The following is a 19,172-nucleotide window of genomic DNA, read 5'->3' as shown; positions in this document are numbered from 1 at the left end:
GTGTGCTCATTTTGTGAAAAGTGAATCATATGTCAACTTCAGTCGATAGAGCCTCCGCCAAGGGGCCGAAAACCGAACGTGGGGAACGAACGCGCCGGAAGCTGCTGGAAGCGGCAGAACGCGAGTTCGGCGCCAACGGATTTCACGCCACCTCGATCGGCGAAATCACCAGGCGGGCCAAGGTCGCGCTCGGCACCTTCTACGTCTATTTCGACTCCAAGGACGAGATTTTCCGCGGCCTCGTCGACCATATGGGGCGGACCACGCGAAGCTGGCTTGCCGAGCGTATCGGAACCGCCACCAACCGCCTCGAGGCGGAACGTCTCGGCATCGAACTCTACATCGATTTCGTGCGCGCCCACCGCGATCTCTACCGAATCGTCATGGAGTCGCAATTCGTCGCGCCCGACGCCTACCGCGCCTATTACGAGACCTTCGTGGAAGGCTATCGCCGCAATCTCGATGACGCCGTCAGACGCGGCGAGATCAGTGCCGGTGACGCCGATATCCGGGCCTGGGCGCTGATGGGCATGAACACCTATCTCGGTCTGAAATACGGCATCTGGGACGAAAGCCGATCGAGCCGGGAAATCGCCAACGAAGCCGCGGCGATGATCGTCGAAGGGCTGCGGCCGTGACAGCCCGGTCCGGACATCCGCTCGTCCGTCACGAGCGGCAGGGCGGCGTCAGCCTTGTGACGCTCGACCGGCCGGAACGCGGCAATGCGCTTGTCCCCGGCCTGTTGGCATCCCTTCAGGCCGCGCTCGATACCGCCGCATTGCAAGGCGGCCCGCTCGTCCTCACCGGCAGCGGCAAGGCCTTCTCCACCGGCGGCGATATCGGCGGCTTCCTGGATCATGCCGGTTCGGCAGAAACCTTGCGCGCCTATGCCGGCGATCTTGTCGGCGCGCTCAACCGTGTCATTCTCGCCCTGCGCCGCCACCCCGGAACCGTCATCGCTGCGGTGAACGGACCGGTCACCGGCGGATCGCTCGGCCTCGCCCTCGCCGCCGACCGGATCCTGATCACCGATACCACGTTCGTGCAGCCCTACTACGCCGTGATGGGCTTCGCGCCCGATGGCGGCTGGACCGCGCTTCTGCCGCAAAGGATCGGTGCAGCGCGCGCCTCGGGCTGGATCGCCACGGACGCCCGTCTGTATGCGGACGAATTGCTGCGCATCGGTCTCGCCGACCGCATCTGCACACCGGCTGGCCTGACGCCCGCAGCGCTGGCCGAAGCCCGGGCCGCGATCCCGCTGGATCCGGCCATCCTCCTCGAGGCGCGGCGTCTCGCCGGCACGGATTCCGGCGACCTGGCCCCGGCGCTGGAAGCCGAGCGTGAAGCCTTTCTGGACAAGGTCGTCCGGCCCGAGACGCTGGACCGCATGCGCGCCTTCACCGCGCCCAAAACGGAGGCCGCGCGATGCGCTTCCTGACCGATATCCCCGCCCGCCGAGCCGCGATCAATCCCGGCGGCACCGCCTTCATCGATCTGATGACGGACGAAAGTGTCAGTTTCGCGCAGTTCGACGACCGCGCCGGACGCGCTACGACCTTGCTGGCGGAAGCCGGGATCGGATTTGGCGACCGCGTCGCCATCCTGTGCCGCAACCGGGTCGAATTCTTCGAGATCCTGTTCGCCTGCGCCCGGCTCGGCGCGATCCTGGTGCCGCTCAACTGGCGCATGCCGGCGGCCGAACTCGTCCCGCTGATCGCCGATTGCGCGGCGAAACTCGTCCTGTTCGGGGCAGAGGATGAAGCCGTCGCGAATGACGCGGCAAAGGGATCGGGCGCGGTCCTGATCGGTCTCGATGCGGACTATGCCGCGCGGCGCGACGCCAGCGCCCGCCATCCCGGCCGCGCCGAATGGCCGGCGGACGAGACCTGGTATCTGATCTACACCTCCGGCACGACAGGCCGGCCCAAGGGCGTCATCCAGACCTATGCCATGGCGCATGTGAACTACATCAACATCGCCCAGGCGACCGGCCTGCGCGGCACGCATGCAACGCTCAACTTCCTGCCCCTCTTCCATACCGCCGGGATCAATCTGCACACATTGCCGGTCTTCTTCGCCGGCGGCACGAATTACGTCCTGCCCGGCTTCGACCCGGGCGCGCTGCTGGCGCTCGTCAATGCCGGGAAGATGGACATTTTCATCGGCGTCCCGGCGGTTTACCGCGAGCTGACCCTGCACCCCGATTTCCAGACCGCCGACCTGACGAAAGTCCGCCACTGGGCCTGCGGCGGCGCACCCCTGCCCGACATTCTGGTCCAGACTTTCGCGAAGAGGGGCGCCATCGTCTGCAACGGCTTCGGCATGACCGAGACCGGCCCGACCGCCTTCCTCTCCGACCCGGCCTACGCGCTCGAAAAGATCGGCTCGGTCGGCCGCACCTGGCTCCTCACCGAGGCACGGATCGCCACGCCGGAGGGCCAGCCCGTCCCGCGCGGCGAGACCGGAGAGATCCAGTTCCACGGCCCCGGCCTGACGCCCGGCTACTGGAACCGGCCGGAAGAGACGGCGAAACTCTTCACCGCGGACGGCTGGCTCAAAAGCGGCGATCTCGGCCGCGAGGACGCGGACGGCTTCGTCTATGTCGCGGGCCGGATCAAGGAGATGTACATTTCCGGCGGCGAGAACGTCTATCCCGCCGAGGTCGAGAATGTCCTCGCCCGCCACCCCGCCGTTCTGGAAGCCGCCATCACCGGCGTGCCCGATGAAAAATGGGGCGAGGTCGGCTGCGCCCACATCATCCTGCGCCCCGGTCAGACAGCCGCAGCGGGCGAACTGACCGCCTGGTGCCGCGAAAATCTCGCCGGCTTCAAGGTACCGCGCCACTGGATCTTCGCCGCCGACTTCCCGCGCACGGCGGCGGGTAAGGTGCAGAAACACCTGCTGCCGAAACCGGAAAGGCGCGCATGACATCCGTCTCGCTCGACCGCGCCTTCACCCAGGCCGAACTCGACGCCTTCGCGAAACTGTCGGGCGACGACAACCCGATCCATGTCGATCCGGACTTCTCGGCGCGCACACGCTTCGGCAAGACCGTCGCCCATGGCGCCCTCCTCTGCTCGGTGCTGCGGGCGCTTTGCGAACAACTCGCGCCCGGCTGGCGGCAGGCGCGTCAGGACGTGATGTTTCCCGCCCCGGCCCATGCCGGCGAGACCGTCACCTTCAATGCCGAGATCGTCGAAGATGACGAAGATCGAAAGATCATCACTCTGAAAGCCACGAAGACCGGCGAAACAGTGGTCGAAGGCCGTGCGGAGATGGTGAAATGAGGCTGGGTCAGTCGGCCGAAATCACGCGCATTTTCACCGCCGCGGAGGTCGCAGACCTCGCCGCGCTGGCGGGGACAAGTCCGGCCGCGGACTCCGTGCCGGAGCCGCTTATCCACGCCCTGTTCTCCTGTCTCCTCGGCGTCGAACTGCCCGGCCAGGGCACCAACTACCTGAAACAGGAAACCGCCTACCTCGCCCCCGCCCCGCTGGGGCAGCCGCTCACCGCGCGCGTCGAGATCACCCGCCTGCGCCCCGACAAACACCTCGTCGACCTCAAGACCACCTGCATCCTTTCCGATGGCACAATCATCGCCGAAGGCCGCGCGCTGGTACTGGCGAAGGATGTGACGGGGTAGACCCCTCACCCTCCCCAACCTTCGCCTTCGGCTCAGGCCGGGTCCCCTCCCTCTCCCTGCAGGGAGAGGGAAAGACGTGCGGCCCTGAAAGGGACGCGCGTCAGGGTGAGGGGGAAGTCAAAAACCCGGCGCGCTCCTTGCATTCCGCGCCTGTCAGGAGGTCGCGGATGGACGGTGCCGCACCGGTTTTTGACGCCTGGTATGCGTTCCAGGACTGGCTCCGGCCTTATCTGGCCGGGCCGACGCTCGCCATGGCACTGGCCGGGCTGGGCCTCGGCACGCTCATGATCGTTTTGGGACGCCGCCTCGCCCCGCTCCTGTCGGCGGTCACGGGCGGGACGATTGCCGCCCTGATCGCCATCGAAGCCGACACCGGCATGACCGGCGCAGCCGTGGCCGGAATCGTCGCCGGTTCGCTCTCCATCCTGCTGACACCCGTCTATGGCGCGGTGCTCGCTGGCGGGATCGTCTATGGCGCGCTCTGGCTGACCGGCCTGCCCGCCATCCTCGGCCTTGTCCTCGGCGGGCTGACGACCGCCGCGGCGCTGCGTTATCCCGCGCGTGCCGTCATGGTCGCGACGCCCATCGCCGGTGCCGTCTTCGCCGCCACCGGTCTCAATCACGCCATGGGCCTCGCCGGTTTCGGCGAGATGGAGATGGGCTTCTCGCCCGCCTCGATGCTGCTTTCGCTGTGGGACAGCCTGACCGGCGGCGGTGTCACGCCGCTCGATTGGACGCGCCTCGCCATCCTGTTTGGCGGCGTCGCCATCGGCATTCCGGTACAGTTCGGCGACTGGATCGCCACGAAGCGCCGCCCCGTGGTCGATGAGCGCGAGGCCGCCTTCCGCTAGGCCGTGACCCGGCCTGGCGTCAGAACGTATTCCTCGTTCCGCACCCGCTTCAGCATGCGCCGGAAATCAGCGGCATTGCCGGGATAAAGTGTCTCGATCCGCCCGTCCGGACGCTTGTACCAGCTGTCGCAGCCGCCCGTGGCCCAGACGGTATCCGACAGACGTGACTGGATGTCGGCATTATAGGCCGCCTGCGCCTCGGGCCTGACCTCGATCGTGCCGGACCCGGCCCGTGCCATGGCGCGCAATATGTAATCGACATGGGTCTCGATCATGAAGATGACCGATGTCGTCCCCACCCCGGTATTGGGGCCTGTCACGATCCAGTAATTCGGAAAACCGGCCACTGCCGTGCCCCGGTGCGCCTCGGCGATCTCGGACCACGCGTCCTGCAGCACGCGGCCATCCCGGCCCGTGACCGGCAGCGCCCGCAGCTGCGCCCCGATGTCATAGCCGGTCGCGAAGACGAGGATATCGGCCTCGGCCCGCGTGCCGTCGCCGGCCACGACGGTGTAGCCCTCGATCCGTTCGACGCCCGACGCGACCAGCCGGACATCGCCGCGCTGCAGCGCCGGGTAGAAATCGTCGGAGATCAGCATTCGCTTGCACCCCAGCGCATAGGGCGGGGTCAGCGCCGCCTGCAGGTCCGGATCGGTTATCCGCGCCTGCATCCCCTTCAGTACGAGACCGCGCGCGAACCGTCCGAACCCGCCTGCGCGCCGCACGATGGGATAGACGACGGCGTCGAGCCGCCGGCGCAGGAAGCCGCGCCACGCCGACATCAGCCAGGGGAAACGCCGGAACAGGCCGCGCATCCGCGCGCTGTAGGCATGGTTGCCGCGCGAATTGATATAGTTGGCGGTGCGCTGGAACAGCGTCACCTCGGCCCCGTCGCGGGCGAGCGCCGGCGCCAGCTGGATCGCGCTGGCCGCGCTCCCGACGATCGCCACCCGCTTGCCCTTGAAGTCAATGGAATGGTCCCAGCGCGCTGTGTGCAGCCTAGGGCCAGGAAAGCCGTCGCGGCCGGGAATGTCCGGCAGGTTCGGCGCATGCAGCCCGCCCGTCGCCTGGACGAGGTGCCGGGCGCGGATCGCCTCGCCGCTCCCGGTTTCGATCCTCCAGCAACCCCGGTCGGACTCCCAGGCGCACTGCGTCACCCGCGTGCCGAAGCGGATCGACGCCCTGAGACCGAAGCGGTCGGTGACGTCTTCCAGATAGCGCTGGATTTCCGGACCCGGCGGATAGGCCGCACTCCAGTCCGGGTTCGGCGCGAAGGAGAAGCAGTAGAAATGCGCCGGGATATCGCACGCGATGCCCGGATAGGTGTTCCACCACCAGGTTCCGCCCACCGCCGGTGCCTGTTCCAGCACGGCAAAGCGATACCCGGCCTGCTTCAGCCTTATCGCCGAACACAGGCCGGCAAAGCCCGCCCCGATGACGAGCGCGTCCAGGATCTGCGGATCATCGCGGCTCATGCTCACACTCTATTCGTCCGTCGCGCCCTGACCAGAGGGCGTGCGCGCTTGCGCGATCCGGCCCGCCCCGCTACGCCGAATACGGAGTTTGCGGGGGAGCGCGCACCGAATGCCTGAATCCGTCAGCGGCCTGTTCGGCATCGCGGCGATCTTCGCGATCGCGCTGGCCCTCTCGACCAATCGCCGCGCGATCAGCCTGCGCATCGTACTGTCGGCCTTCGCCATCCAGGTTGGCATCGCCGTCCTCGTGATGCATGTGCCCTTCGGCCGCGACGCGATCGACGTCATGTCTTCGGGTATCAGCGAATTGCTCGCCTATTCGCAGGCGGGGATTTCCATGGTTTTCGGGCCGCTCGCCTCGGTCGAGGAAAACGGTGTCATCTTCGCCGTCCTCGTCCTGCCCGTCATCGTCTTCTTCGCCTCACTGATGTCGGTCCTCTACTATATCGGCGTGATGCAATGGGTCGTCGCCGGGCTCGGGCGTTTCCTCCACCTTGTCCTCGGGACCGGCCGGGTGGAATCGCTTAACGCATCAGCCAATATCTTCGTCGGCCAGACCGAGGCGCCGCTAGTTGTCCGCCCCTATCTCGCCGGCCTGACCCAGCCCCAGCTCTTCGCCGTGATGACGTCGGGCCTCGCCTCGGTTGCCGGTTCCGTGCTCGCCGCCTATGCCCAGATGGGCATTCCGGTGGAATACCTGCTGGCGGCCTCTTTCATGTCCGCGCCAGGCGGCCTCTTGATGGCCAAGATCATCATGCCGGACGACAAGTCCGATACGGCCAAACAGGATCTGATCGCGGTCAAGCTGCCGCGCGACGAGCACTCCAACGTCATCATGGCCGCCGCGATCGGCGCCAAGGACGGGCTTCAGCTCGCGCTCAATGTCGGCGCGATGCTGATCGCCTTCGTCTCGCTGATCGCGCTGCTGAACGGTGTGATCGGCGGCGTCGCCGGCCTGTTCGGAATCGAGGGCCTGACCATCCAGTCCATCCTCGGCTGGGTCTTCGCCCCGCTGATGTACGTCCTGTCCATCCCCTGGGCGGAGGCGCAGGCGGCCGGCGCGATCCTCGGCGAGAAGATCATCCTCAACGAATTCGTCGCCTATCTCTCGCTGACCGGCTCGGAAGGCGAATTCAGCCCGCGGACGCTGGCGGTGCTGACCTTTGCCCTGTGCGGCTTCGCCAACCTCTCCTCGGTCGGCATTCTGCTCGGCGGGCTCGGCAGCCTGATTCCCGACCGGATGGGCGAGATCGCCCGCTTCGGCCTGCGCGCCGTCGCCGCGGGCACCCTGTCCAACCTGATGAGCGCCGCAATCGCCGGAATCCTGTTCGTCGGCGGGTAGAACATTCGTTCGATCGCATTCCCTTCTCCCCTTCTTGAAGGGGAGAAGGTGCCCGTCAGGGCGGATGAGGGGTTCTGCTCCGTAGCCGAAGACTGCGTCCGCCCCCTCACCCCTGACCCCTCTCCCCCAAATGGGGGCGAGGGGAAATGATAACCAAACCCCATCTTCGAAAATCGCCTGCCCGCCGTTTACATTTCTTCGCAGGTGCGACACGGTGCTGCAATGCAGCAAAGGGGGGTCGCATGACGACGGGACTGCTGAGCGCATTCGCAACCGCTGCCGCCGCGCCGGCCGCCGCGGTGGACACCGGCGCCTTCGTCGACAACTCCTTCCTTCTCCTGTTTTCCGGCATGGTCGTCGTCTTCATGGCGGCGGGATTCTGCATGCTCGAAAGCGGTCTCGTCCGCTCCAAGAACGCCGCCACGATCGCGCTGAAGAACATCACCCTCTTCGCCATCGCCGGGATCATGTTCTACCTCGTCGGCTACCGCCTGATGTATGACGGCGTCGATGGCGGCCTGTTCGGCACACTCGGCGTCTGGTCGCCCGACGCGCTCGACGCGCCGGAAGGCGATGTCGCCTCGGCGGCAGACTGGTTCTTCCAGATGGCCTTCGTCGCGACGGCGGCGTCCATCGTCTCCGGGACGCTGGCCGAACGCATCAAGCTGCGCCCCTTCCTGGTCTTTGTCGCGGTCCTGACCGCCCTGATCTATCCGATCACCGGGGCCTGGCAGTGGGGCGAAGGCTGGCTCTACACGTTGGGTTTCCAGGACTTCGCCGGCTCCACCCTGGTTCACTCCGTGGGTGGCTGGGCCGCCCTCACCGGCGCGCTCTTCCTCGGCCCGCGCTATGGCAAATACGGCCCGGACCGCCGCGTCCAGAAGCCGATGCCCGGTTCCAACCTGCCGCTCGCCGCGCTTGGCACCTTCATCCTCTGGTTCGGCTGGTTCGGTTTCAATGGCGGCTCCCAGCTGGCCGCCGGCACGATCGAGGACATCAGCGCCGTGGCCAAGATCATGGCCAACACCAACATGGCCGCCGCGGCAGGCGTGATCGGGGCGCTGATCACTTCGGAGATCATGTTCAAGAAGGCCGACCTGACCTTCGTTCTCAACGGCGCGATCGGCGGCCTCGTGGCCATCACCGCCGGCCCGCTTGAACCGGCCCTGTGGCAGTCGATGATCATCGGCGGCATGGGCGGCATCATCGTTGTCGTGGCAGTCCCGCTGCTCGACAGGCTGAACATCGACGACGTCGTCGGCGCGATCCCCGCGCACCTGCTGTGCGGGATATTCGGCACGATGGTCGTGCCCTTCACCTCGGACAGCGACGGGCTGAACATCTGGCAGCAATTCGGCATGCAGGCGCTCGGTGTGCTGTCCATCGGGGCTTTCACCGCCGCCGCCAGCGCGCTCGTCTGGTTTGCCCTGAAGAAGACGATGGGCCTCAGACCAACCATCGAGGACGAGATGCGCGGGCTCGACCGCGCCGAGCTCGGCATGGAAGCCTATCCGGACTTCTTCGGCCGGGATTGATCTGGAGTTTTCCCTCCCCTTGAAGGGGAGGGACGTGAGCGGCGACCTTCAGGTCGACGGGAGCGGGGTGGGGTGAGCGTTCCTGCAAGTCACCCCCACCCCGGTCGGTCGGCTGACGCTCAGCCTCCCGGCCCTCCCCTCAAGGGGGAGGGCAAACCCTACGCCCGCTTCTTCTCTTCCCGCTCGATGCTTTCCTTCGGCAGGATCCAGACCAGCGCCGCCTCGGTCTCGGTCCAGCGGTCGAGCAGGCCGCGGCCGGGCAGCGACCCTGTCGCGGCGACATGCGCTTCCAGCATCGCGCGCGCCCGCGACGTCGCCTGTGCATCGGCGGGCATCATCACCACGCTGTCGTCATTGAGCCGGGCTTCGAGACGCTCGCGGCTTTCGAGAACGAAAATCTCGCCCCCGCTCATCCCGGCGGCGAAATTGTCGCCCACCTTGCCGAGGATCATCACACGTCCGCCGGTCATGTATTCGCAGCCGTTCGAACCGCACCCCTCGACCACGGCCTCGGCACCGGAATTGCGGACGGCAAATCGCTCGCCTGCGCGGCCTGCGGCGTAGAGCGCGCCGGACGTCGCCCCATAAAGACAGGTATTGCCGATGATCGCGTCCTCGGTTGTCCGCATCGCGCGACCCGGTGACGGCTTCACGGCGATCACCGCTCCGGACAGCCCCTTGCCGACATAGTCGTTGGCATCGCCGGTCAGTTCGATCCGCAGCCCCGTCGCCCCGAACGCGCCAAGCGACTGCCCGGCCGAGCCTTTCAGGCGCAGCGTGAGATGCCCGGGGCGCAGGGCATTCGGTCCGATCCGGGTCACGATTTCAGATGAGATCCGCGTTCCGACCGCCCGGTTCGTGTTACGCACATCATAGTCGAGCTGCAGCTTTTCTCCGCGCGAGAACAGCGGCTCGCAATCGGCGAGAATGGTGTCGTCGAGCGCCGGGGCAACAGCGTTGCGCTGCTCCCGGGTCGAGCGCATCGGCTTTTCCGTCGCATCGACGCGGACCAGCAGCGCGTTGAGATCGAGATCGTCGAGCTGCGGCGCACCGCGGCTGACCTGGTCGAGCAGGTCGGCGCGGCCGATCACGTCTTCCAGCGACCGCGCCCCGAGGCCGGCGAGGATTTCCCTCGTCTCCTGCGCAATGAAACTCATCAGGTTGACGACATGGTCCGGCAGGCCCTTGAAGCGTTCGCGCAGGGCGGAATCCTGCGTGCACACGCCGACCGGGCAGGTGTTCGAATGGCATTGCCGGACCATCAGGCAGCCGAGCGCAACGAGCGAAGTCGTGCCGATGCCGAACTCTTCCGCACCCAGCATCGCCGCGATTACCACGTCCCGCCCGGTCCGGATGCCGCCATCGGCGCGCAGCGTGACCCGCTCGCGCAGACCGTTGAGTGACAGCACCTGGTGCGCTTCGGCGAGCCCCAGTTCGAGCGGCGCGCCGGCGAATTTGATCGAGGTTTGCGGACTGGCGCCGGTGCCGCCGACATTGCCCGAGATCAGGATGATGTCCGCCTTGGCCTTGGCGACGCCTGCCGCGACCGCGCCGACCCCGGCGGCGGAGACAAGTTTCACCGCAACTCGGGCGACCGGATTGATCTGCTTCAGGTCGTAGATCAGCTGCGCCAGATCCTCGATCGAGTAGATGTCGTGGTGCGGCGGCGGCGAGATCAGCGTCGTGCCCGGCGTTGCATGACGCATCCGGGCGATGAATTCGGTGACCTTGAAGCCGGGCAGCTGGCCGCCTTCGCCGGGCTTGGCGCCCTGCGCCACCTTGATCTCGATCTCGCGGCATTGGGTGAGATATTCAGCGGTGACGCCGAACCGCCCGGACGCGATCTGCTTGACCGCCGAATTCATGTTGTCGCCATTGGGCAGGGGCGTGTAACGCGCGGGGTCTTCCCCGCCCTCGCCCGAGACCGACTTCGCGCCGATCCGGTTCATCGCGACATTGAGCGCCCCGTGCGCCTCCGGCGACAGCGCGCCCAGAGACATGCCCGGCGTTACGAAGCGGCGGCGCAGTGTGTTGACCGATTCCACATCGTCGATCCCGATGGCATCTCCGGCCGGGCGCACATCGAGCAGATCGCGCAGCTGGATCGGGTCGCGCGAATGCGTCGCGTCGGAGAAGGCCTTGTAGGCGGCGTAGTCGCCTTCGCGCACGGCGCGCTGAAGATCGGTCACGATCCCGGCCTCGAAGGCATGGCGTTCGCCCGATGCGCGCTGGCGGTAGAAGCCGCCGACCGGCAGGCGCAGGGCATCGCTGGTCCACGCCCAGCGGTGCAGCGCCTTCGCCTTCTCCTCGATCCCGGCCAGGCCAAGCCCGGAAATCCGGCTCGGTACGCCGCCGAGATAGTCGTCGGCCAGCGCGCGGGAGAGGCCGACGATCTCGAAATTGCATCCGCCGCGATACGACGAGATCACCGAAATTCCCATCTTCGACAGGATTTTCATCAACCCCGCATCGAGCGCGGTCTTCAGGTTGAAAGCACGCTCCTCCGCGCCCATCCCCTCGCAGTCCCTCGACCGCAGGGTCAGCGCCGTTTCGAAGGCGACATAGGGGTTCACCGTCGTCGCACCGAGCCCGATCATCACCGCGCAGCCATGCGCGTCGGAACATTCCGCGACGCGCGCATTGAGCGAGCAATAGGTGCGCAGTCCGGCTCGCGTCAGATGCAGATGTGTCGCCCCGATCGCGAGCGCCATCGGCACGGTCATCCGGTCCGGCCCTTGGGCCTCGTCGGTCAGGACGACATGGCCTGCCCCGGCCTTGACCGCTTCGGCGGCCTCGGCCCGGATACGGTCGAGCGCGGCTTTCAGGCCCTGCCCGTCCCCCTTCGCGTCCTCGGACGGGAAGGTACAGTCAATGACGGCAGCGGTGTCGCCGAAGATGGCCATCAGGCGCGCGAAACTCCCATTCGTCAGGATCGGGCTTTCGAGCACGAGGACGTCGGTCTGCGCCTTGTCCTGCGCCAGGATGTTGCCGAGATTCTTGAACCGGGTTTTCAGCGACATGACCCGGCCTTCGCGCAGCGGGTCGATCGGCGGATTGGTCACCTGGCTGAAATTCTGCCGGAAGAAATGGGTCAGCGGCCGGTAGCGCGCCGACAGCACGGCCAGCGGGCTGTCATCACCCATCGAGCCGATCGCTTCCTTGCCGCCCGAAACCATCGGCGCGAGGATGAGTTCGACCTCTTCCTCGCTCAGCGCCGCGGCGGCCTGACGGCGCAGGCGTTCCCCGGCCTCCCACAGGACGGGTTCGTCGCCGGGACCCGCTTCCACTTCAATGTCGCGGATATTGTCGAGCCAGTCTTCATACGGATGTTTCGCCGACAGGGATTCCAGAACGTCCTCGGCGGAATAAAAGCGGCCTTCGGCGAAATTGACCGCGATCATCCGTCCCGACGGCACCGCGCCGCGCTCCACGACGCGCGTTTCCGGCACGGGCGTCATGCCGGTTTCAGACCCGACCACGAGCAGCCCGTCATCGGTCAGTGAATAGCGCAGCGGTCTCAGCCCGTTGCGGTCGAGCCCGGCGAGTGCCCAGTCGCCGTCGCAGGCGACGACCGCCGCGGGCCCGTCCCACGGCTCCATCACGGCGTTGCAGTATTCGTAGAGCGCCTGCCAGCGGCGCGGCACGACATCGGTCCGCTTCGACCAGGCCTCGGGCATCAACAGCGCCTTGGCCATCGGCGCGGAGCGCCCGGCCCGGACCAGAAGTTCGAACACCTGATCGAGCGCCGCACTGTCCGACGATCCGGGCTGGATCACCGGCTTCACATCGCCTTCCGAACCCGCAAAGCCTTCGGCGGCCATGCGGATCTCGTGGCTCTTCATCCAGTTGATATTGCCCTTCAGCGTATTGATCTCGCCATTGTGGGCGAGCATGCGGAAGGGCTGGGCCAGCCGCCACTCCGGAAAGGTGTTGGTCGAATAGCGCTGGTGGAAGATCGCGAAATGCGAGGCGAAGCGGTCATCGCGCAGATCGGCGTAGAAATGGTCGATCGCCTCGGCGAGGAACATGCCCTTGTAGATCACGTCATGGGTCGACAGCGAGGCGACATAGAAGGACGGGATCGCCTCCTCCCGCGCCCGCCGCTCAATCCGCCGCCGCGCCAGATAGAGCGCCCGGTCAAGCGCCTCGCGGTCGCGGCCATGCCGGTCGGTGAACAGGATCTGCTCGATCTCGGGCCGCGTCGCATTGGCCTTCTGCCCCAGCGCGACCGGATTGACCGGCGTCTGCCGCCAGCCGAACAGTTCGAGGCCGGCATGCAGGATTTCCGCCTCGACGATGGTCCTTGCCTTTTCCTGCGCCGAGAAATCGGTGCGCGGCAGGAAGATCATCCCGACACCGACATCGCTGGCCGGGGCTTCATGTCCGGTGCGCACGACCTGTGCCTTGAAGAAGTCCTGCGCGATCCCGATCCGGAGGCCGGCCCCGTCGCCGGTCTTTCCGTCGGCATCGACCGCGCCGCGGTGCCACACCGCTTTCAGCGCCTTGATCGCCAGCGTCACCACCTCGCGGCGCGGTGCGCCGTCGATCGCGGCAATCAGGCCGGTGCCGCAGGCGTCGCGCTCGCTCTCGGGCGAATAGAGGCCGGACGCGGCCAGCCGCGCCTGGCCGTCACGATAGGTTTCGGGGGTCCAACGTGTCATTCCGCGGCCACCCTGGCGCGCTGCGCGCTCATCCATTTCAGCATCGAGCCCGCCGCGTCCATGCCGTCGCGGATGCCCCAGACCACCAGAGACGCCCCGCGCACGATATCGCCGGCGGCGAACACGCCCGGTACGCTGGTCATCAGGCTCGGCCCGTCGACCTTCACCGTGCCCCGGCGCGTGACGGTCAGATCGGGATGGCCGAACAGGGTGGGCAGGTCCTCCGCCTCGAAACCCAGCGCCGCGATGACGAGGTCGGCCGGGATTTCATGCGCCGAACCGGGATGAATTTCGGGGGCCTGCCGCCCGTCCGGTCCGGGCAGACCCAAGCGCATGCGGTGAGCCCGCACCGCCGTCGGGCCCTGCGCATTGCCCATGATCGCATCGGGGGCGGCGAGCCATTCGAACACCACGCCCTCCTCCTCGGCGTGTTTCACTTCGCGCGCCGAACCCGGCATGTTCGCCCGGTCGCGGCGATAGAGGCAGGTCACGCTTTTCGCGCCCTGGCGCACCGCCGTGCGAACACAGTCCATCGCCGTGTCACCGCCGCCGATCACCACGACGCGTTTCGCGGCTGCATTCAGCCGGCCGCCGTCGAAGTCCGCGACCGCCTCGCCGAACCCCATGCGGTTGGACGCCGTCAGATAGTCGAGCGCCGGTACCGCCGGGGCTCCGGCCGGACAGGACAATTCGCGCGCCTTGTAGACGCCAGTGGCGATCAGCACGCTGTCATGCCGGTCCGTCAGGTCGGCGAGCTGCGCATCGCGCCCGACCTCGAAGCCGAGGCGGAATTCGATCCCGGCCTCCTCGAGACGCTTTACCCGCCGCGCGACCACCGCCTTGTCGAGCTTGAAATTCGGAATGCCGTAGACCAGAAGCCCGCCCGCCCGGTCATAACGGTCGTAGACCGTCACGCTGCACCCGGCCTCGGCCAGCTTCTCCGCCGCCGACAGGCCCGCCGGCCCGGCTCCGATGATCCCCGCCGACAGACCATTGTCCGGCCCGCGCCGGACCGGCTCGACCCAGCCCTCGCCCCAGGCCGTGTCGGTGATGTATTGCTCGACCGCGCCGATCGTCACCGTGCCGTGGCCGGATTGTTCGATCACACACGCGCCTTCGCACAAGCGGTCCTGCGGACAGATCCGGCCGCAGATCTCCGGCATGGTCGAGGTCGCACTGGATTCCGCATAGGCTTCTTCCAGCCGCCCCTCGGCGGCGAGTTTCAGCCAGTCGGGAATGTTGTTCTGGAGCGGACAGCCGCTCTGGCAGAAGGGAATGCCGCACTGCGAGCAGCGCGCCGATTGCAGCGCTGCCGCCTTGTCTCCGAACGCCTTGTAAATCTCGGCGAAGTCGCGCCGCCGGTCCTCGGCGTCGCGTTTCGGCGGATATGCCTGGTGCGTGTCGGTGAATTTCAGCAGCGATGCAACTCCTCCCTATTGCAGTGCAGCATGAAATGCCGCTGTGCACAATAGTCGCGCCGGGACGGATCCCGGGACCCGACGGCGGGCGATCAGGAGGATGGGTGGTCGCGTACGAAGCTTTTGAACCTCTCCATCGCCGTGCGGATCAGCTTGCGCGTCGTCTCGTCGGACAGCGTGCCGTCCTCGAACTTGTCTTGCGCCTTCATGATCAGGATTTCGGGTTTCGGCAGGACCGGCATGGCGTTGTAGTGGCAGACTTCGCGCAGATGCATCTGCGCCCGGAGTGTGCCGAACGCGCCCTGGCTGGCCCCCATCAGACAGGCGGGCTTACCGAAGAGCGGCCCCTTGCCGGCCGGTCGGAACAGCCAGTCGATGGCGTTCTTCAGAACGCCGGGGATCGAGAAATTGTATTCCGGCGAGCCAATGATCACGCCATCGGCCTTCCCCATCGCGTCGCGGAGTGCCTGGACCGGTTCGGGCCAGCCTTTCGCCTCCACGTCCTCATTGAACAGAGGGATGCCCGCGAGATCGTGGATCGTGACCGTCACGTCCTCGGGCGACAGGTCGCACGCGGCCTGCAGCATGGCCCGGTTGTAGGAATCTTCCCGAAGGCTGCCGCACAGAGCGGCGATGCGGAGTGAGGCGGACATGGCGGACTCCCGTTCGGCGTTGTGTCTTCAACCGCTGAGGCAGCGGCATGTTCCCCAGCGCGCGAAATCAGTCCTCAAGCTTCTTGCGCCAGTCGCTGGTCCATTTGCCGATCGCGATCTTGGCGACTTCCATGACGATCAGGACGAGCAGCGCAGCGATCGTGACCGCATAGGCGAGCCAGTAGAGGCCCATGCCCGTGGCGAGGCCGGCCGCCCCGGCGAGCCACAGGCTCGCCCCGGTCGTCAGGCCTTTCACATCACCCTTGTTCACCAGGATCGTGCCCGCCGCCAGAAAGGCGACGCCGGCGGTCAGCGCTTCCACCACGCGCACCGGGTCGACACCCAGCGCCTCGCCCTGCATGTCAACCGAGGCGACGATCTCGAAAGTCAGGATGGTGAAGAGCGCCGAGGCGAGGGCCACCAGCATGTGCGTACGCAGCCCCGCCGGTCGCCGGTGGAGTTCCCGGTCGAGCCCGATCAGCCCGCCGCACACCAGCGCGGCAGCGAGCCGCGACAGGGCGGCGGCAATGCCCAGATCCGAGCGGGCGAAGCCGAGGGCTTGGGACAGGTCTTCCACGAAGAGGGAACACCCGCCTCGCGCAACCGTTCCGTTGAGGCTCGTTTGAGGAAGGAGACTCTCCATGCCGGACATATTCTTCGACGGCTGGGGCAATATCGTCTCGATCGCCGTGACGGCTCCGCTCGTCTATCTCGCCATCATCGCCTTCATCCGCCTCAGCGGGAAGCGATCGACCTCGCAGATGAACAATTTCGACTGGATCGTCACCGTGGCGATGGGCTCGCTCGTCGGCTCGTTGCTGGTGATCGAGGACGTGGCCCTCGCCGAAGCGGTGTTCGCGATCGGCCTGCTGATGGGGCTGCAATTCCTGTTCACGCTCGGAGCGGCCCGGTTCGACTGGGTGGAGCGCATCATCAAATCCCGCCCGACCCTTCTGTTCGACGGAAATTTCCGCCGCGCCGCGATGCGCGAGGAACGCATTACCGAGAGCGAGATCAACGCCGCTGTACGGGAAAACGGCCTGAACCACCTGTCGGATGTCCGGTGGGTCGTTCTCGAAAGCGATGCGAGCTTCAGCGTCGTGCCGCGCCGGACGGACCACGATCAGGACGAGCTGATCGGCCTGCCGGGCGCGCATTCCACACGCAAGCCGTGACCCGGGAATCTAGTAGCGGTAACGGCGATGATGCCGACGCTCGTCGCCGCGATAATATTCGTTCTGCCGGTATTCGCACTCGCCGGTCGTGAAGACCTCACCCAGAATGCCGTCGCAATCCCGGTCCCGGTGGCGGCGGTGGGCATAATGGCCGCGGTCGCGGTAGCGGTAATGCTCCCGGTAACCGTCATAGGGCCTCCAGTCGCCATAGCAGTCGCGGCAACGCTCGGCGATTTCCAGACGGATCTCGGCCAGACGTCCGGACATCGCGTTGAACTCGGTCCGGGCCTGACGCCACTGGTCGGCCGCACCCTGGCAGGCATATTCGTCATAACCGCGTTCTTCCATGCAGATCGCATAGGACTGACAGGACGCCGTCGCGAACCGGTAGGCGGCATCGAGATCGGTCTCGAACGCCTGCACCAGCTCGACCGTTTCGGTCTGCGGACCCCAGGGCCGTTCGGTCGTCGTCAGCCGGCTCTCCGTCCGGCTCGAACCGGAACGGTAACCGCCTTCGCGGATCTCGGTGGTCCATTCCTCGCGCGCCGCCGACAACGGGTCGATGGAACACACGCGTTCCGCCGTGGCCGCAGAATCCCCGCCGTAGCCAGCGGAGGGGGCCGGCGGGTATTGCGGATAGGGATCATAATAGCCGTCATGCCGGCCATAGCGGTCATAACCGTCATGATAGCCGGTCGATGCGCAGCCCCCGAGGGCCAGCGCGGCAATCAGGGCAAAGCGTTTCATCACTCGGACTCCATGGGTTGGGGTGCGGGCCATCATTCGGCCTCGAGGCATTGCAGCGGCGCCGATTCCAGCCGGTCGAGATCGATCCGGTTGCGCCAGTCGAGATAGAAGAGGCTGCCGCGCGAGATCGCGGCCGATTCCAGCTGCGTCGAGATCAGCTGCCAGCGGTCGGTGGCATTGGGCTGGGCATTGAACTCCCGCGAGGCGCGCCAGCGCTGCGCCGTGTTGTGCCCGAGCCGCGCGGCATCGCGCAGATAGGCGTCGGCGCGTTCCGGATTCTCGATGATGCCGCACAGGCGGTAGCTGCCGAGAACCGCGCCGGTCCCGAACACGATGGCGAGGTTGAAATAGGCGTCCGGATCGTCGCGGCGGGCCGCGGTCTCGAACCATTCCAGCGACAGGTCGGGATTGTATTCCACGCCGAGCCCGGTCGCGTACATGATCCCGAGCGCGTTCTGCAGATGCGGCTCGCGTGCCGTCTGCGCGGCGTGACAGATCAGCAGCGTGGTCTGGCGCGGCGTCAGCGTGCCGGTCTCGTCATAGCCCAGTTCGCGCTGGAAGCCGCGCACCGCGTCGCGCGTCGTCGGACCGTAATGCCCGTCGATCTCGCCGGCGTAATAGCCGAGCGACGCCAGCGCCGCCTGCCGCAATTCGAGGCTGATTACATCGCCGATCTGGTCGGGCCCGCGGCGCGCGACCCGCGCCAGGCTGCCCGGCGAGGATTCGCACTGCACCATGTGGGCCTGCAACCGCCGCTGCGCCATCAGGGCCGATTGCGCCCCGAAGGGCCGGCCCCATTCGACCGAACGGTTCCAGAACCGCATAACCCGGCGCATCGATCCCCGGTCCGGTTCGAAAAACGGCTGGTCGCGATAGTCCGGCCCGCCCGGGTCGTAGCGATAGTCGCGGTCGGTCAGGCGCTGCAGGTCGACGGTCGCGAGTTCCGCATCGCCGCGCAGCAGCCAGTAGCGCGCGCCGTCATTGTACAGCCGGGCAGCCTGTTCCCGTGGCATGCAGCCCTCTGCGCCGGGGCCGAAACCGTGAATGCAGATCGGCGCCTGGTCGGCATCTCCCAGACGGTAAGCCCAGGGCTCGCGCGGGAATTCATAGAGCGGGGCGTGGGACGGGCGGCCGGGCGGTCCGCTGCCCGGCAGGAAGCCCGGCCCGCCGGGCGGGTTGTAGGACCCGGTCAGGATTGCCGGCGGAGCGGCCGCCTCGTTGCTGGGCAGCGAGACGCCGGTCTGGTCGGGATGCGAGACCGAAGCGGCCCAGAGATTGAGTTCGCAGGTCCGCGCCGCGCGTTCGAAGAAATCGCCCTGCTCCTCGAACACGGAGCGCAGGCGGTCGCGGTCGGAATAATAGCCCTCGCCCGCCATCCGGTCATACCGGGTCAGCTGGCTCCAGGTGAGATTGTCGCGGACCTCGCCGACATAGCAGCGGCAGGCCGGGGACGGGTATTCGTCCTCCAGGCACGCAGCCAGCACCCGTTCGCCGGGACTGGAATTGACGTCGCATGCGGAGAGAATCAGGGCGGCGGCCGGCAGCAACAATAACCACCGAAACATGTGATTTGCCGCGACTCTGACCGGCCGCGGACGGGATGAAGCTGATGCGCGCATAGCTCCCCTTTTGCGCGAATTTCCAGAAAGGTTAACGCGCGTTCGGGGAAATG

Annotated in this window: 16 protein-coding genes; 9 read left to right on the top strand and 7 right to left on the bottom strand. The window is 66.8% G+C overall.

Features of this window, described 5'->3' with window-relative positions; genetic code table 11:
• The first annotated feature begins 29 nt into the window (after positions 1 to 29).
• The 6 genes from ACFOOR_RS15135 (at position 30) to ACFOOR_RS15110 (ending at position 4,494) form a co-directional block, all read left to right on the top strand.
• Positions 30 to 638: a TetR/AcrR family transcriptional regulator gene (locus ACFOOR_RS15135; RefSeq protein WP_343165282.1), complete on the top strand. Its 609-nt coding sequence runs from the start codon at positions 30 to 32 to the stop codon at positions 636 to 638.
• Positions 635 to 1,438 carry an enoyl-CoA hydratase/isomerase family protein gene (locus ACFOOR_RS15130; RefSeq protein ID WP_343165281.1) on the top strand — a complete coding sequence of 268 codons (804 nt, stop codon included), beginning with the start codon at positions 635 to 637 and terminating at the stop codon, positions 1,436 to 1,438. Before ACFOOR_RS15135 ends, ACFOOR_RS15130 begins: the two co-directional genes overlap by 4 nt.
• The gene (locus ACFOOR_RS15125) at positions 1,426 to 2,928 is read left to right on the top strand and encodes an AMP-binding protein (protein WP_343165280.1); all 1,503 of its coding nucleotides are present in this window, start codon (positions 1,426 to 1,428) and stop codon (positions 2,926 to 2,928) included. Before ACFOOR_RS15130 ends, ACFOOR_RS15125 begins: the two co-directional genes overlap by 13 nt.
• Complete coding sequence (locus ACFOOR_RS15120; protein ID WP_343165279.1) at positions 2,925 to 3,287, top strand: MaoC/PaaZ C-terminal domain-containing protein; 363 nt, start codon at positions 2,925 to 2,927, stop codon at positions 3,285 to 3,287. The genes ACFOOR_RS15125 and ACFOOR_RS15120 overlap by 4 nt, the downstream gene beginning before the upstream one ends.
• The gene (locus ACFOOR_RS15115) at positions 3,284 to 3,643 is read left to right on the top strand and encodes a phosphate acetyltransferase (protein ID WP_343165278.1); all 360 of its coding nucleotides are present in this window, start codon (positions 3,284 to 3,286) and stop codon (positions 3,641 to 3,643) included. The genes ACFOOR_RS15120 and ACFOOR_RS15115 overlap by 4 nt, the downstream gene beginning before the upstream one ends.
• A gap of 167 nt (positions 3,644 to 3,810) precedes the next feature.
• Positions 3,811 to 4,494: a hypothetical protein gene (locus ACFOOR_RS15110; RefSeq protein WP_343165277.1), complete on the top strand. Its 684-nt coding sequence runs from the start codon at positions 3,811 to 3,813 to the stop codon at positions 4,492 to 4,494.
• Here the strand turns inward: ACFOOR_RS15110 and ACFOOR_RS15105 are convergent.
• Positions 4,491 to 5,969, bottom strand: coding sequence for a flavin-containing monooxygenase (locus ACFOOR_RS15105; RefSeq protein WP_343165276.1), 1,479 nt, complete (start codon positions 5,967 to 5,969; stop codon positions 4,491 to 4,493). The genes ACFOOR_RS15110 and ACFOOR_RS15105 overlap by 4 nt on opposite strands.
• Positions 5,970 to 6,078: 109 nt before the next feature.
• Between ACFOOR_RS15105 and ACFOOR_RS15100 the strand changes: the two genes are divergently transcribed.
• On the top strand, positions 6,079 to 7,311 hold the full coding sequence (locus ACFOOR_RS15100) for a NupC/NupG family nucleoside CNT transporter (protein ID WP_343165275.1): 1,233 nt from the start codon (positions 6,079 to 6,081) through the stop codon (positions 7,309 to 7,311).
• Between the two features lie 242 nt (positions 7,312 to 7,553).
• Complete coding sequence (gene amt, locus ACFOOR_RS15095) at positions 7,554 to 8,846, top strand: ammonium transporter (protein WP_343165274.1); 1,293 nt, start codon at positions 7,554 to 7,556, stop codon at positions 8,844 to 8,846.
• A 158-nt stretch (positions 8,847 to 9,004) separates the two neighbouring features.
• On the opposite strand, the gene gltB is transcribed toward amt, so the two are convergent.
• The 4 genes from gltB to ACFOOR_RS15075 form a co-directional block, all read right to left on the bottom strand.
• The gene (gltB, locus tag ACFOOR_RS15090) at positions 9,005 to 13,507 is read right to left on the bottom strand and encodes a glutamate synthase large subunit (protein WP_343165273.1); all 4,503 of its coding nucleotides are present in this window, start codon (positions 13,505 to 13,507) and stop codon (positions 9,005 to 9,007) included.
• Complete coding sequence (locus ACFOOR_RS15085) at positions 13,504 to 14,925, bottom strand: NAD(P)-dependent oxidoreductase (RefSeq protein ID WP_343165303.1); 1,422 nt, start codon at positions 14,923 to 14,925, stop codon at positions 13,504 to 13,506. Before ACFOOR_RS15085 ends, gltB begins: the two co-directional genes overlap by 4 nt.
• A 92-nt stretch (positions 14,926 to 15,017) precedes the next feature.
• Positions 15,018 to 15,578 (bottom strand): NADPH-dependent FMN reductase, encoded by a 561-nt coding sequence (locus tag ACFOOR_RS15080; protein WP_343165272.1) that lies wholly within the window; start codon positions 15,576 to 15,578, stop codon positions 15,018 to 15,020.
• A 67-nt stretch (positions 15,579 to 15,645) separates the two neighbouring features.
• Positions 15,646 to 16,221: an MgtC/SapB family protein gene (locus ACFOOR_RS15075; protein WP_343165271.1), complete on the bottom strand. Its 576-nt coding sequence runs from the start codon at positions 16,219 to 16,221 to the stop codon at positions 15,646 to 15,648.
• Here ACFOOR_RS15075 and ACFOOR_RS15070 point away from each other — a divergent pair.
• Positions 16,220 to 16,753, top strand: coding sequence for a DUF421 domain-containing protein (locus ACFOOR_RS15070; protein ID WP_343165270.1), 534 nt, complete (start codon positions 16,220 to 16,222; stop codon positions 16,751 to 16,753). The two genes, ACFOOR_RS15075 and ACFOOR_RS15070, sit on opposite strands and share 2 nt — an antisense overlap.
• A gap of 9 nt (positions 16,754 to 16,762) precedes the next feature.
• On the opposite strand, the gene ACFOOR_RS15065 is transcribed toward ACFOOR_RS15070, so the two are convergent.
• Positions 16,763 to 17,500 (bottom strand): hypothetical protein, encoded by a 738-nt coding sequence (locus ACFOOR_RS15065; RefSeq protein ID WP_343165269.1) that lies wholly within the window; start codon positions 17,498 to 17,500, stop codon positions 16,763 to 16,765.
• Between the two features lie 32 nt (positions 17,501 to 17,532).
• Entirely contained in the window at positions 17,533 to 19,065 is a 1,533-nt protein-coding gene (locus ACFOOR_RS15060) for a peptidoglycan-binding protein (protein ID WP_343165268.1), read from the bottom strand.
• Positions 19,066 to 19,172 lie beyond the last annotated feature (107 nt).

The sequence above is a fragment of the Hyphobacterium vulgare genome (genome assembly GCF_042643335.1).
GTDB classification, from domain to species: domain Bacteria; phylum Pseudomonadota; class Alphaproteobacteria; order Caulobacterales; family Maricaulaceae; genus Hyphobacterium; species Hyphobacterium vulgare.
This window is presented reverse-complemented; position numbering and strand designations above follow the sequence as displayed.